Source organism: Teredinibacter haidensis, assembly GCF_014211975.1.
In the GTDB taxonomy this organism is placed as follows: domain Bacteria; phylum Pseudomonadota; class Gammaproteobacteria; order Pseudomonadales; family Cellvibrionaceae; genus Teredinibacter; species Teredinibacter haidensis.
Genome location: NZ_CP060084.1, coordinates 4,709,138 through 4,725,084, shown reverse-complemented (window position 1 = coordinate 4,725,084; position 15,947 = coordinate 4,709,138). Strand labels below are relative to the sequence as shown.

The window sequence follows — 15,947 nt, the reverse complement described above, 5'->3', positions numbered from 1 at the left end:
GATATTGACCAAAATCAAAGAATCAAAGAATCAAAGAATAAAAAAAGTAATAGAACAATGCCACGGTTGAGCTCTGACGGCCAAAATAGAAATTGCCCCCCCTTACCGGCCGTCCAAATTCCAACGCTTTCCTTAATTACTCCAACCACAAACAGAATGAAATAATAAATCCAGTTGCAGCCCAAGCCCCTCTAACCCGACACTTCATCAACAACCTAAGGGCGTCCCCTTTTAGTTCATTCAACACCTCATTGCATTCATCTCTCTGCTTGCCCAACCTCTAATGGCCGTTCCTAATCTACCACGATCGGCTTAGGCTGCCGCCACATTTTTTATGCTCGATATTTCACGCAAAAAAAAAGCGCAACCACTGCTGGCTGCGCTTCGCGTGTACGGTTAGGTACATCACCGTTTAACCTGGTAAGTAATAAAATAGTGCAGGTCGGTTAAACATAACGACACGTCCTTGTGCCTTGTGGGCAGAAGATTGTGCCGCCATGCTTATATCTATTTAACTCTGCCTTACGTGGGGGTTTTGCCCCCTTTTTCTGTCACGCTTTGACTGGCCTGCAGAATATATTTTTACTGATATTAGTTTTATTTATCGGCCTAAATAATTCATTAACCAATCCATCGCGGGACGGTGCTGGCCATTGCTTTGGATTAAGCCTGTGCCATCACGCCACGTTGAGCCAACAACATAGCCCCAGAAGGTAATACCGTAAACATTTGGATGCTCATAAAACAGGGGGAAATGTGTTTGCAGGTACTGTAGCTGAGTCTGGTCGTTGGTGGCTTCGATGTCATATTCGGAAATATAAAGCGGCACGCCGAGAGTAGAAATCAAGTCGAGTTTGTCTTGAATCTCTGTTGCCGTCCACTCTCTGGGATCATACAAGCTGTGGGCTTGCAGACCGAGCGCATCAACCACACCAGCTTCAACTGCTGGGCGGATCAAATTCATGATGGTGTCGGTGTCCCACGTCATGAAGTTGTAGTCGTTGTAAATTAACACGGTGTTCGGGCAGTACTGACGAGCCAACTGGAATGACTTAAGAATCCAATCATTACCAAACGCATTTTGTGCGTAATTGGCCGGAGCATGAGACGAGATTGCTTCGTTGACTACGTCCATCATTTGAGTGTCTGGATAGCGCGCACAGTAATCACTAATCCACTCTTCAATTTCAGCGGCTTGCTCGGAAGCGCTTAGCCCACCGATCCAACCAGGCTGCTGGCTTCCCCACACCATGGTGTGGGCTTTTACGGGTATGCCGTTAGCGCGGGCATAATCGTAGATGGCATCTAAAGGACCCCAATTGTACTGGTCACGCGAACCTTCTACTGAGCCCCACTTACCTTCATTTTCGGGCGTGATTTGATCCCAGTATTGGGTGAAATCGGATCTCACACTGCCACTGGTAGTGATATTACCTACGAAAAATGGCGGGAAGTTGGGGTTACCTGTTGAAGAGCTGCTAGAGCTCGACGACGAGCTAGATGAACTAGAAGAGCTGCTGGAGCTTGACGAGGATGAACCACCGAAGGGGTTACCAAAACCGATGGAACCATCGCAGTGAAGCATCTCTGAATAAGAACCACCTCCACAGTTGCCATCGTAGGCGCCGGTATTATCTTGCTGATCTTCCGCTTGATAGGTTGTGCCATTTACCGTCACGTAATCCACTTGCACATCACGGTCACCGGAATCGTTGGTAAACGCAACGCGAAGCTCACCTGTGGCATTGGTGTTCACACTGTAGTCCATCATGCTGGTGCTCAGCGTCCAGGTTTGGATGGTAGAGCCACCAATTTCCAAACTAACACTCTCATCGCCAATAACGCCGCTCATACGAACGGTAATGGCATTATTACCACTGCTGGAGCTAGAGCTTGAACTAGAGCTGGAGGAGCTACTGCTAGAAGAACTACTAGAAGAACTGCTGGAGGAGGACGATGAACAACTGCTCACGACACCACCATCACCACTCTGGCTATTACAGGTACTGGTACCAATACAGCTCTGACTGCTTTCCCAACCCCAACCACTGGTCTGATTCTGACAGACGGCGTAGTTCGTGCCGTACCAATTACAAACCGTCTCACAAACACTGCTGTTGGACGAGCTGGAACTGGAAGAGCTTGAGCTAGAGGAGCTAGAACTTGAAGAACTGGAGCTTGAAGAGCTAGAACTGGAAGAACTAGAACTTGAACTGCTGCTCGAAGATGAACTACTGGAAGAGGACGATGTGCTACAAGTGGAAATGACGCCACCATCACCAGACTGGCTTTCGCAGGTTGTGCGGCCTATACAGCTCAGGTTGTTTTCCCAACCCCAACCGCTATCCTGATTCTCGCACAGTGGGCGAGGATCGTCCTGATACCACTTACACATTTCTTCACACTGGCCAATACTAGAGCTGGAAGAGCTGCTGGAACTGGATGAAGAGCTGCTACTGGAAGAACTGCTTGAGCTAGAAGAGCTGGAACCTCCGGAAACATCGATTAGCTCCAGCATTTTTTGCCCGTAGCGTTGCCCAATTTCACGATAGCCAGCGGCGTTAAAGTGGTACTGATCGCGCGAACCTAAGCCTGCAGCAGAAACCCAATGACCATTAGTGACAACATCAGAAATACGATGCACTTGGGTGTCGTGGCTGGTGCAGCAAGCACCTGGGACCATTTCGCCAGCAATAAAGGGGACGTCGTTCGCGTTTAATCCTAGATCGTTGCGCAGGTTGGTCACAACATCGTTGACCTTGCCAGGCCAGCTGGTGTCACCGGTATCGCTTTCCCCCTGATGGAAGATAATGCCTTTAATCACGCCATCTTGCTGAGCCTTTTGCGCCAGATCGAGGAGCCAAGCATAACCGCCTTGCCCAAGGGGAACTGAACCGTTCGCACCGGATGGGCTACAAGTGCCTCTGGATGCGCAATCCTTCATAAAGAAATCAATGCTTTGACCTTGATAAGCTGCCCCGACCAGGCCGACCTGCACTCCGGCCCCGCTGTTTTCAAGCATGGTGCGACCAAAGTAGTCTCCTGGGCCAAGGCCACCGCTATTCCAATTATGAGCAACGTCATAACAGCGAATTAAAGGTGGAGTGGCTGTTCGCCATTCACCGTAACTGGCACCACCAACGGTGCAATTGTTATCGGCTTGCATCGCCATAAGACCAGCTGGGACCTGACGATCCTGATCAGATATTTGCCCCTGACCTTCCATATTGGATTGGCCAAACATAAGGTAAATATGGAAGTTGGGATCGGGGGCGGCAAAAACCGACGCGGATGAAAGAACGAGCGCTAGCAAGCCAATCAATTTATTTACGCGCCGAAAAGGCGATGCCACCTTGGCGGTTACTGAATACAACATTGAGAGTACAACGTTCGAGAACGCTGCGTGTAATAGACGTTTCATTTTAAATTTCCCATGAAGTGAGTTATGCGTTATTAAAACCATTCCAAATCGGGCGCAGGTGAGCGCACAAAAGAAATGTCGTGCTAGGGATTTTATTTATCGGTGCAGTTAAAACCGAGCGGCACACCGACTGGCCAAAAATGATTTCACTGGAAACCAGACCAAATAATCGCTACAGGATTACATTTTCATAATCCGGCAACACCAAAATTTCCCCTAAAGTAATAGCGATAAATATGGGTAAGTACGAGGTAGCAACACATCCATGCGACTGCAAGCGTAGGACACAAAGACTTCCCAATTATTTTTATTCTTATTGTCTTTTTGACCATATGACTATAGGATAAAGAACAGGAAATTGAAATTAGACAAAAGTAGCAAGCCTTAAAATATTTGCATGTAATCGATTAACTTGGCATCAATTCAACTCAATATTTCGTCAAAAGCATCCAATTAGGAATTAATCTATTTCATCCCGCCTATAAATAACCTGCGCATTTTAGTGGTTTACCGAGAGAGTCATAAAAAACCCCATCAGCAACGTCAATCCCAGCTCATTATTGACCAGACCACAGGCTCACAAAAGAAGAAACAGGCCGCACGTAGCAAGATTTTATGTAGAGCCACCATACCGTCTTAAGCCGTAGGCATTAGAACTGAATTATCACTTTTCTAAACTGCTCACTAATGAAGAGGAGGAAAATGACTAGAAATAGCCCTACTATTGATGAACAAAACTTTCCAACACGTCACTGTCATAATTCAAATCATTATGATTCCCGACCAAACCAATACACCCATATTGTTAAGCAGCACAAGTTGGAGAAAGTGGAGTATCGAGCGTCTATGGAGAGCATGATTCCAATTCCAGAGCCGGGAAATAGCTTTTTCAGACCGTAAACCCATTTTTCGGTATACGAGCAAGCTTCCGTCATATTATTGCAACTATAAGTCAGTACCCTTACAAAGTTTGTTGTCTCAGCAGAACGCTCACGCCAATTCAGCCATTGCTCGAATTCATATTATTAATAAACGTAAGCCCCTGCTTTGGAGTTCCCCTCATGCAGTATTTAGAGAAGGAAGATATTTCCCTTCAGGAGGAAGAAAATCCAGGCTCTCTCACTGGTGTTTTTCTTGCGAACTTTAAGAGCATTCACCACTATGTGGCCTCCTATTTCTGTAGCGATCAAGATGCTGACGATATTCTGCAGGATGTTTTTGTAAAAATCGCCGAACGAGGAAACACCGAAGACATCGAGTCTCCAAAGGCCTTTATGTACAAAGTTGCTCGTAACTTATCTCTAAATAAACGCTCGCGGGCAAGTCATCGGCTAACGGATCAGATCGAGGATGCAGACCTCGATCACATAAACAGCAGCATAAGCCTTGACGAACTAGTCGAACAAGAGCAGCGTTTTGAACATTTTTGTGAGATTGTCGATCGACTGCCACCGCAGTGCCAGCGCGTGTTCAAACTCAAGAAAATTGATGGCCTTTCGAACGGGGAAATAGCCACAAAACTCAACATTACGGTAAGCACTGTAGACAAGCACTTAGCCAAGGGTTTGATCGAGTGCAAAAATGAGTTGCAGAAACTCGGCCATCTCGACATAGCAGAGCAACCACCTGTTCGACACACCCACCTTCAAAATCCACGACATTCGTACGACACTAAAATAAAAAAATGAATCAGGTAAAGAAATTTAAAAGCAAGAGCGCTATACAGCAGGATGCTGCGGAGTGGATTATAAAAATCGATCAGCGTGAATTGAACGGTGCAGAGCGTCGCGAGCTAGCGGAATGGATCTCAATAAATCGAAGCCATAAGCGCGAATTTATTGCATTGGCACGCCTATGGGGTAAGCTTGATCTTCTCAAGGCACATACGGGCAGCAAGCTTCATAAACCCCCGCCATCCAATCGCCTATCTATATCCGTATCAAAACTGCTTCCTTCTGCCATCGCAGCATCTATCTTCGTTGCCGCGCTAATTTTCGCTTTTATTCCTTCCGATACGGATACTAAAATCGGAGCCGAGAATATTATCGCTCAAATTGAAACTATGGTCGGCGAAATCCAAACGTTTCAACTCGCCGACGGCTCAAGTATAAACCTCAATACCGCATCTAAAGTCGACGTTGCTTACTCAAACAAGGAGCGAGCAATTTATCTGCTAGAGGGAGAAGCTCACTTTAATGTAACCAAAAACACCGAACGCCCCTTTATCGTTTATGTTGGCAAAGGTTCAATTACCGCAGTGGGGACAGCGTTTAATGTAAAATATAGCAAAGGTGTAACCGACCTGGTGGTTACAGAAGGTAAAGTAAAGGTCGCCAATTCAAAAACAAAAATCGAAGACGTTAAAGATTCTTCGCATCCTCCTAAAAAAATCAACGTGAAGAAAAATATAGTGGCGGTTATCGCCGGTCAAAAATTACGCTTCGACGATTCAGTCGTGAACAATATCATCGAGGTAGAGGATGAAGAAATCGAGCGCGAATTATCCTGGCAGAAGGGTATGTTGTCGTTTGTCGATACGCCTCTCGATGAGGTTGTTCACGAAATTTCGCGCTATACCGATTTAAAGATTCTAATTCAAGACCCAGAGCTGGCCAACCTGCAAGTTGGCGGATATTTCAAAGCAGGGGAAACTCAAGCGATGCTCGATCTACTGAAAATCGGTTTTAATATTAATGTCACAACCACAAACAATAACACGGTTTTATTAACAAAAAATGACAACAGTAGCGCTCAGTAAAGTCGACGATGTACCTTCTTATTCTCACACACAAAGTTCATAAAAATTTAACTGGCAGATTATTCATCCTCAGTTGTCTTATCCGACGATATGTTTTTTTGACGGCGGTTAAACCTCGTTTTTTTAAAGAAACTAATCGTGATATCGCCGGTGTATTAAGCAAATGGCTACTGTTAATGCTGGTACTGTATCCATTGTCTGCCGTCCGCGCTTCGGAAAGCAGACAAACTTTTTATCACTTCGATATCGACAAGCAACCGGCTACGCAAAGCCTAAATCACTTTGCTCAACAAGCTGAATTGCAGGTTTTATTTCCGGTTAATCGAGTCAGCGGAATTTATGCCAATAGACTCAAAGGCGATTATTCAATCGATGAAGCGATTGCCATATTGCTCAATGGAACTGGATTGAAACCTGTCTTTAGCAGTAGTCGGATTCTGACAATCGCGGTTGAAAAAAGACCGCCGAATGAGGATCACGAAGTGAATATCAAGAAAAAGAAGCTATCACGTCTTATTGCTATGATTACAGCGATAATGGGCAATTCCGCCGCAGTTTACGCTGATGGTGTATCTGAGGAAAACCTGATTGAAGAGGTTGTTGTAACAGGAAGTTATGGCGAAAGCCTCAAGCAGGCGGTAGACCTAAAGCGCAATAATATCGGTTTTTCAGATTCAGTAGTTGCCTCTGATATCGCTGACTTTCCCGAACAAAATTTGGCCGAGGCATTACAGCGTATGCCTGGCGTGACAATCGAACGCAACAAGGGGCTGGGAACCAAAGTTAATGTTCGTAGCCTGCCTACCGAATTTACGCACGTTTCGATAAATGGCGTTGCAACGGCGTCGGGTAGCGGGGGCCGTGACATTGAGTTCGATATTTTCGCATCCGAAATCATTCAAAGTGTTACCGTTCAAAAATCCCCCTCCGCCGCCGACGAAGAGGGAGGTATTGCCGGGTCGGTGCTTATTTCTACAGCGCGCCCCTTCGATTACGACCAAGGTAAATTTATCGTCTCCGCCGAAGGCGCATATAATTCAACCTCTGAAGAAATCGATCCCAATTTTGCATTTCTTGCCAGCGAAACATTTGGTGACTGGGGTGGCCTTGTATCGTTTTCCAGCTCAAAACGAACCAATCGCACAGATTCCAATTCGGGCATTAACTTTCGTCCACTTTCACGCTGGCTGGAAAAATCTGGATCCGATTCCAAACAGGCGCAATCAGATCAGGCCGCAGACGTACTCGAACGAGATACCGGCATTGTCATTAACGATAGATTTGACAGTGACGAAACCAGCCGAGTGGTATTTATCGACAAAGTAGGTGATCGCGCTTACCTGAATGACCAGGACAAATGGGGAGCAACAACATCACTGCAATACAAACCGAGCAATGAGTTTGTATTAAGTTTTGATGCGATGCTCGGTGGCTATGATACGACCGAAGACGAATACGACGCGGCAGCCTATTCTGCTTCCAGCCCCAGCACCTTGGAAGTCATTCACGGCTATGACGGCTCCACACTTTCCGAGCACGGAATTACAGTTCTGAACGATGTATCCTATGCACTGACCCAGCACGAATTCCTAAGCAAAGAACGCGTGAACAAAACAGATTACCAACAGTACAGCGTAACAATGGATTGGCATGTTACGGCTTGGGATATCAGCGGCTTACTGGGATATTCCGGTGCCGAAAAGTTGGCCGACATTACCAACTTAAAGCACACCGCCTATGCGCCTTCGCGAACACGCTACACCGGCAAGGGGGGCGAGACAATATTCAGTGATAACCCTAATACTATCGACATGTACCAATCACCGGAAGCGTATCTTTTCGATTTTTACGAAGTGCGTCTCGAGGAAATTAGTGATGACAAATATGCGGCGCAACTGGATTTTCGCCGTGACCTGAATTTGTCATTTCTCCCAGCGCTCGCCGATGTGCAGTTTGGCATACGCTATACCGATAAATCCAAGGAACGCGATCAGGGAACCCATCAAGTCAAGGGCCCTAGCGAAGGGGACAACAGTTGGTCGGGAGTACGTACACTTCGAGATAGTGAACTGACACAGATTTCAGATCTAGTGCCCGGTGGAAACTATTTGCCGGAGCTGCCCTACAGTCCCTCCTGGGCCCAGGTGTCTAACGCCTACGCACGCAAGGAATTCCGTTACGACGGCTTTCATGTCGATTACGAAGCAGACCAGTATTACCGCGTTGATGAAGAAGTGCTCAGCCTCTACGCGATGACAGATTTTGAATTCGATATTGCCGATATGCCAGCAACCATCAATGCCGGTGCCCGCTTTGTCGATAGCTCGGTATTGTCTTTCGGCTATCACCAGGTACAAAACTCCGACGGATCAACAGGCTACACTTCGGAGCCTGTGTCAAAGAAGGGCAGCTACAGCGATCTATTGCCAAGCCTTAATATGAGTCTCGCTATTCAACCCGAAATGCTAGTGCGCGCCGCCGCATCGAAAACATTAATTCGACCAGCACTGAGTGATATAGCCTATAAGCGTAGCGTCAGTGTTAATGAATTTAAATACCGTGATGGTAACCCCGATCTAAAACCCACCTACGCGGACCAATGGGAGCTCGGGCTCGAATACTATCTGGAAAGTGGGGGTATTTTGGCTGCATCTTACTTCGAGAAAAAAATCGAGGGCGTTGTGCGTGAAACACTGACAGATATAGTTCCAGATGTCACAAAGTATAATGACAACGGCACTCTCGATGGCGTATACGACTTTGAAGTCTATCAAAAAGTTAATGTCGATGGTTCTTATGATGTTTCCGGAATAGAGTTAGTCGCCATGTTCCCTTTAAACATGTTTAGCGATCGGCTTGATGGCTTCGGCGTTAATGCCAACTACACCATGCTCGATAATTCGCTAACGGGAGAATCGGACCTGGGGATTTCCACACCACCGGAAGGCCTCGCAGAAAACACGTACAACATGACATTTTACTACGAGAACGATGTGTTCGATGCCCGTCTGTCCTATAACTACAAGGACAAATATGTCGATCGTATCGAGCGTGATATGTACCCCGTATATCGCGATGCTTACGGTCAAATGGATATATCCATTGGCTACCAAATTACGGACACTGTAAAAGTGTCACTGGAAGGCATTAACATTACCGATGAAGCGACTCAAGGTTACACCATGGACCCTTCATTCCCGACCATGTATGAAGTCTCGGGCAGCCGGTACTCCCTGGGTGTAAGAGCCAATTTCTAAGTTTTTGGGGCAGGTTTAGTCAATCGTGACGCCTGCTCTTTTCTCCGTCCCTGTCAGGATGTCTCCGTTTAATCATGCACTTTCTATTTAAACTGAAAACAACAATCGTTCGGCTAATCTCTTACCTTATTCTTACCGGGCTAGTCTCTTGGGTAAGCCTCACCACCGCGAACGCGGACAAAAGTTCACCATTAAATGGCCTGCGTATCGCGTTTATGCCCGACGTTCATTTTCACGATATTTATGCGAATTTTCCCGAAGGCGCTTTTAGAGGTTTGTTAAATAGCAAGAGTGGAAGATACGCAACAATCCGCAGCCTATCTGCTGAACTGAACTCGACCCGACTATTCAATGAAAATTATTTTGCGCTGCTGGCTGCGTTGGACGATGTCGCCGCACGCGGTATCACTTACGTCGTCCTTCCGGGAGACTTTAGCGACGATGGGCAGCCCATTCACTTGCGTGGACTCGCTAAGATCCTTGAATCTTATCGTCAGCAGTACGGTATTACGTTTTTTGCGACAACGGGAAACCATGATCCCGTCAGGCCGGTTAATTCGCCCGGAGGTGAAACCGATTTTCTCGGGGTAGCCGGTTACGAACAGAGAATTTTTAGTCGCGGCATGGCCGAATGCAACGAATATCGGGGTAGTGTGGCGCGAATAAAAACCCGTCATACGCTGAATACCATTTGTAACGAAATGGTTCAGCATTCGGGTTACCACGATGTTATGCACTTTTTAGCTCCGTATGGTTTCTATCCGCAAGCTGACTACCGCTACTGGGAAACACCTTATAGCGACAACAAGGTAAAGCCTTATCAATATAAACACGCGTTGGCGCGATCGAAACTGTCTCTTCGGCAATACGAAATTTGCAAGCAGGGCAGTGGTGGAAAATTCAAACAAAAGGGTTTTACCGATTGTACACAGGTACCCGACAGCAGCTATCTGGTGGAACCCGTCCCAGGGCTTTGGCTACTGGCCATCGATGCCAATGTTTACATTCCGAACGAGGATAAACAATTTGAAAGTTCTGGAAACGCCGGTTACAACAAAATGTTTACTCACAAAACCCATGTAATGAACTGGATAGGCGATGTCGTGCAGCGAGCATCGTCTCAAAACAAAGTGCTGATTGCCTTCAGCCACTTTCCAATGGCGGAATTTTACGACGACCAGTCAAGCACCATGGCGAATACTTTTGGCAAACACACACATCAATTGCGCCGCAAGCCAGAAGACAAGACAGGTCAGCTGTTGGCAAACATGGGGATTAAGGTTCACATCGGTGGCCATATGCATATGAATGACACCAGCGTTATTCGCACACCCGCAGGGAAAACGCTATTCAATATTCAGGCGCCCAGCATCGCTGCCTACCGTCCTGCCTATAAATTAATAACACTGAGGAATAATCACCAGATAGAAGTTGAAACCATCCAGATCGAAGAAGTACCCCGTTTCGATGAATTATTCGAGCACTATGAGGCGGAGTATAAAACACTGCAGCGGACAGACCCTGACAGATTGTGGAACCACGCCATTCTCGACTCAAAAACCTACCGTGAGTTTACGGACTGGCACATTCGCGAGCTGACCCGACAACGATTTATTCCAAACGAGTGGCCTCAACACCTACGAAACAGCGTTTTCGAACTAACCGGAAAACAACTTTTGGTTTTATCTCAATGGAGGGGAACACCGGAAGCCTTTGCCGACAATGGCGATATCGCCTGGGAGTCGATTTTAACATCGCCCGAATGGCATCAGGCAAGCGAGCGCGCTCAGAAAAATGCGGAAAAGGCTGGCCGCTCTTTACATAATTTCGGTGACTGGACAGGCATGGATATTGGCGTCGACTTCTATCGCCTGCGCAATGCAGGGAGCCTAGCCTTGCAAGATATTGCTCCGAAACGTTTGGCTGAGTATCGCTTACTCAACCAAATATACAATGACAATACCAACTCTGAAAATTTCACGGCCGAAGAACTGCCGCACATTAGCAAACTACGCCAGCAATTGAGCCAAGTACTAACCATCCTCGACGGATTCGAAACCGGTGCTCCCGACAATCATTTTCTTTTAGATACAGAAAAAGGTCTTATTCAAGCACTGAAACCTAACGGTAAATAATAACTGAGGAGCTCCCGACGCACGCCATTTGACCCCTAAAGGTTATCGAAGATAATCGCCCATAAGTGCTGTAACCCACGCCATAAATACCTGAACTTTTTTCGATACATTTTTTCGGTTGGGATAGATAAGCGAGACAGGCATTGGCTCTGCGCTAAAGGAAGTGAGGATCTCAACCAGGCTCCCCTCCTCTAAATATCGTCTTACTCCTACCTCGGGTACCTGCACAATACCTAAGCCGGCCAGGCAGGCATAAGTATATGCTTCAACACTGTTTACCCGAACTCTATATTGCATCGCTAAACTGCGGTACCGTTTGCCATCCCAATATTCCCAGCCATTAGACTTTGCTCCAAGTGAAGTGACGTAATCAATCAACTTATGGCTGGCGAGATCCGCCAGTGTTTCTGGTTCGCCAAACTGTTCGAGATAGGCGGCACTAACACAGTTGATAATATGCAGATTACCCAGTGGCTTTGCGATCAAAGTCGAATCAGCCAATGCTCCCACCCTAAGCACACAATCAATACCTTCCCGAACAAGATCCACCGGGTAATCAACGCAACTCACTTCCAGAGAAATATTCGGGTATTTTTCCAAAAATTCTGGCAAATGAGGAATTACCAGATTTTTCGCCATGCCGAGATTCATATCAACGCGCAGCCTGCCGGAAATACTGCTTGTGTTTTGCAGTTGCGACTCCAGCGCCGCCAGCTCTTCCATCACCAGCAGACAGCCCTCGTAGTAGGCTGAACCGTCTTGCGTCAACTGCACACGACGAGTGGTGCGATGAAATAGGCGCGTACCGAGGCTGGCCTCTAGCTGTTGAATCGCATTGGATACCTTGGCTTTAGGAATGGCCAGATCCTGCGCGGTGTTACTGAAACTTAACAGCTCAGCCGCACGAGTAAATATCGTCATGGCTTCGTATTTGTCCATACACCCACCCTATTGTTCTGACAATATGAACAGTTTATGTTATTTGTGGCTGTTTATCTTTATATTTGAAACCAATAACCTAAGCACATCGGCCCTTTATCCCCCTAGATCAACGGGCTCTACATGCATAGGAGAACTGAACATGAGCAATGGCAAACTAGCTTTGATAACCGGCGGTAGTCGCGGTCTCGGGAAAAACACAGCAATGGCTTTGGCGCGGTCAGGTGTGGATATTATACTGACCTATCGCACCAACGAATCGGAGGCGCGTGAAGTCGTTAGCAATATCCAGAGTTTGGGCAGAAAAGCCGTATGCCTGCAACTGGATGTTGGGCAAATCCCACAGTTCGGCACATTCGCGGAGAAGATCGCAAGCCATCTGAAGGACGAATGGCAGTGCAGTCGCTTTGATTTTTTGGTGAACAATGCGGGTAGAGGTGTTCACAAACCTTTTATGGAAACAACCGAAGCCGACTTCGACCAACTTTTAAACGAGCATTTCAAAGGAGTCTTTTTCCTAACTCAAACACTGCTACCCTTAATGGCCGATGGCGGAAGAATTATTAATATCTCCAGCGGACTTACCCGATTTAGCGTTCCGGGACACTCCGCCTATGCATCATTTAAAGGTGCCATTGAAATTCTGAGCAGGTATCTGGCGAAAGAGCTGGGATCGCGCGGCATACGGGTAAACGCATTCGCACCCGGAGCGATTGAAACAGATTTCAGCGGCGGGGTGGTGCGCGACAACGCCGAAATGAATCAACATCTCGCTTCACAAACCGCTCTTGGTAGGGTTGGCCTACCGGACGATATCGGTGGTGCCATCGCATCATTATTGTCCGACCAAAATGGCTGGATAACCGGTCAGCGTATCGAAGCCTCCGGCGGAATGTTTCTCTAAACAAGCAACACATGTCCGTTGTCGACGGGATCTTCTTCCCTCGACAACGGCTTTAGTCCACACAACAAACCGCGTTTGGCTTGCGCGCCTTATCCAAACAACACACCTTTCAACGCAAAACATCGAATCGCATAACGCCCCGCCAGAATTTTTCCGTATATCAATTACCAACATATCGGAAGCCACGACAATTCAACAACAGAACAACCAAAACCCATTTAAGGTGCCAATAATCTCACTCCCCTGAGAGGCTCTAAGAGCCTCTCTTGTCGGCTCGACCTAAAAACCGTATTCCCCCAATCCCGGCAAGACAATCACGCCGCTGTTATTACCATAGGCTGCTCGATAGGTCGCCTTTAGCGGCAATAAATCGTACTTGAATTTTGTCGACTGGATGTTATCGCAATCGTTATCTTCCAATAGCGGCTTAAATACATAGCGCGCCTGCACGGGATTACTTTCGGCAAATGCCCTCGAAATTTGCAACTCAAAATGTTGCTCGTTACACCCGGAGTAATTCAGAGCAACGAGCAAGACGTCGTTTTCGATAGTCGCTTGCTCGATTTCCACAGCTTTATCCGATACCGCTAAAACATCGACAAGCCTAACCGGTGGCTCACTGCTCGCTAACGTTCCTTCAAGATTCCCACACACACCATCGTCCCAGGTTAAATCAGCCGCAGCATAAAACGCTGCACACTTCTGGCTGAAGGTTTTATATTCATGGGTTGGGCAAGGTTCCGTAACACACATGATATCCGCCTCATCTTTGCCACAAACAGGGTAATAATCCGTCGCACAAGCTATCTGAGCAATGTCTGTCAAATCAGTAAAACGCTCGCCACTCCTGTCACCACAGGTCTCATGCGAGATCACGAAAGTGTTGTGAGTTACATTGGCAAAACACGAGTTACTGTATGTACGAAGCGTTTCAACTGGACAGGGCATTTCAGTGCAGGGCTGCACCCATGTATCCACCGCACATACGGGCGCATATTCCATCGTGCAGATGCCGCCATCATCCCAAGCATAACCACCTTCCTCTTCACCGCACTCGCCATCTTTTGGCAACAACGCGTTAACGCTATCTGATTCACAACGATTGCCATAGGTTTTGTAAACACCAACCGGACAGTCATCCAGTTCGCACGCTATGTCATGGGGCTCTATCGCGCACACCGGCTCATAAACCGCAGGACATACCACAGGATCAACCTTGTTAAATCTCCAGGTTGTCGAATCGCCAATGGCAACAAATAGAACATCGCCGTTCTCACCGACGTCAACAACCATCGGATTTTCGTCATCAGTGCTTCGGTGCAGGTGTAGGTAACCTAAGGTACAATCGTAATAGGCATCGGGGTAGACGGCCCCTCTCATATCGATATTCACCCGTGAATATCCCGTAAACGCGATAGTATAATTTTCTTCCTCGGGGATTGTTTCTACCTCAAGCGAGGAAGTATCCACCTCGTAGTAAGCTCCTGCGACCAACTCGCAAGCATCCGTGGTATTAACGTCACCGGGATAGGTATAGCCAATCGCTTCACCACCGTTGGCATTAAAAAACAAGGTGCTTAAATCCCAATTTATATCAAGCAGTTGATCAGCTACCGCTCCGTAGCTAAGCAGTACCGTTTTGTTTTCACAGCGGTAGCTACCGGGAATAACGTAGTCGGATTGGTAAATCGACAACTCACCGTTATTGAAACGTAACTGGCGGTGTCCCTGCACGATTCCTGTTTCCGAGCGCCCCATTTCAAATAGACCGTTGGAGTAGTAGGTCCGCCCGCTCATCTGATCGCAAAGATGCCTGTCGTCTTCATCTGAGTCGCACGTCGATATAACGCCACTGCCACCGTACTGATTTTCACAGGTAATTCTACCAATACAACTTTGCTGGTTTTCCCACCCCCAACCGTTGTCCAAATATTCACACAGCGGTCGCGGAGAGTCTTGATACCACTGGCACACTTCCTCGCACGCAATACTACTGGAACTAGATGACGAGATGGAACGGCTACCGCCAACACTTCCAAATGCTATATAGCCATTACAATGAAGCATTTCCGAGTAGGATCCACCACCACAACTCTCATCCCAGGCGCCGGTATTTTCTTGCTGGTTTTCAGCCTGACGCACATCATTATTCACGACAATGTAATCAACCTGTAAATCTCGACCGTCAGCGTCGTTGCTAAATTCAACTCGTATTTCTCCAGATAAGGTCGTAGCTGCAGAATAGGTTTGATAATCATTAGTCACCTCCCAGGATCCAACAACGCTCGACCCCACCTTTAGGAAGGCTATTTCTTCTCCAGCACCTCCACGCATACGAACATCAATAGTGTTATTATTTTCTTGCGAAGACACACTGACTGAAGAAAAAAAACAGATAGCCGCCACACCCGAAATACCTAACCGTAAAATTCGTTTAAAGAATATCTCGCACGTTTTATTCATAATCAACATCTCCGTCTGTTTTAATGGATAGCGAACTTTCGCAAAAGCGATATTATGCGAAGACTGCATA

General features: G+C 47.0%; 9 protein-coding genes. 6 read left to right on the top strand and 3 right to left on the bottom strand.

Annotation, left to right across the window (positions count from 1 at the left end):
- Window positions 1-601: 601 nt before the first annotated feature.
- Window positions 602-3,421 (bottom strand): endo-1,4-beta-xylanase, encoded by a 2,820-nt coding sequence (locus H5715_RS19230; protein ID WP_246434619.1) that lies wholly within the window; start codon window positions 3,419-3,421, stop codon window positions 602-604.
- 702 nt (window positions 3,422-4,123) lie between these two features.
- Between H5715_RS19230 and H5715_RS19225 the strand changes: the two genes are divergently transcribed.
- The 5 genes from H5715_RS19225 (at window position 4,124) to H5715_RS19205 (ending at window position 11,571) form a co-directional block, all read left to right on the top strand.
- Window positions 4,124-4,321 carry a hypothetical protein gene (locus tag H5715_RS19225; RefSeq protein ID WP_175574245.1) on the top strand — a complete coding sequence of 66 codons (198 nt, stop codon included), beginning with the start codon at window positions 4,124-4,126 and terminating at the stop codon, window positions 4,319-4,321.
- A 161-nt stretch (window positions 4,322-4,482) separates the two neighbouring features.
- Window positions 4,483-5,109, top strand: coding sequence for an RNA polymerase sigma factor (locus H5715_RS19220; RefSeq protein WP_075185008.1), 627 nt, complete (start codon window positions 4,483-4,485; stop codon window positions 5,107-5,109).
- Window positions 5,106-6,179 carry a FecR family protein gene (locus tag H5715_RS19215; RefSeq protein ID WP_075185009.1) on the top strand — a complete coding sequence of 358 codons (1,074 nt, stop codon included), beginning with the start codon at window positions 5,106-5,108 and terminating at the stop codon, window positions 6,177-6,179. Before H5715_RS19220 ends, H5715_RS19215 begins: the two co-directional genes overlap by 4 nt.
- 98 nt (window positions 6,180-6,277) lie before the next feature.
- A complete protein-coding gene (locus tag H5715_RS19210; RefSeq protein ID WP_246434617.1) occupies window positions 6,278-9,436 on the top strand; it encodes a TonB-dependent receptor in 3,159 nt (1,052 codons plus the stop codon).
- 74 nt (window positions 9,437-9,510) lie between these two features.
- Window positions 9,511-11,571: a metallophosphoesterase family protein gene (locus tag H5715_RS19205; protein ID WP_075185010.1), complete on the top strand. Its 2,061-nt coding sequence runs from the start codon at window positions 9,511-9,513 to the stop codon at window positions 11,569-11,571.
- 42 nt (window positions 11,572-11,613) lie between these two features.
- On the opposite strand, the gene H5715_RS19200 is transcribed toward H5715_RS19205, so the two are convergent.
- On the bottom strand, window positions 11,614-12,510 hold the full coding sequence (locus H5715_RS19200) for a LysR family transcriptional regulator (protein WP_075185011.1): 897 nt from the start codon (window positions 12,508-12,510) through the stop codon (window positions 11,614-11,616).
- A gap of 142 nt (window positions 12,511-12,652) precedes the next feature.
- Between H5715_RS19200 and H5715_RS19195 the strand changes: the two genes are divergently transcribed.
- A complete protein-coding gene (locus H5715_RS19195; RefSeq protein ID WP_075185012.1) occupies window positions 12,653-13,414 on the top strand; it encodes an SDR family NAD(P)-dependent oxidoreductase in 762 nt (253 codons plus the stop codon).
- A gap of 279 nt (window positions 13,415-13,693) precedes the next feature.
- Here H5715_RS19195 and H5715_RS19190 read toward each other — a convergent pair whose 3' ends face one another.
- Window positions 13,694-15,877: a carbohydrate-binding domain-containing protein gene (locus H5715_RS19190; protein ID WP_185906571.1), complete on the bottom strand. Its 2,184-nt coding sequence runs from the start codon at window positions 15,875-15,877 to the stop codon at window positions 13,694-13,696.
- Between the last annotated feature and the right edge of the window lie 70 nt (window positions 15,878-15,947).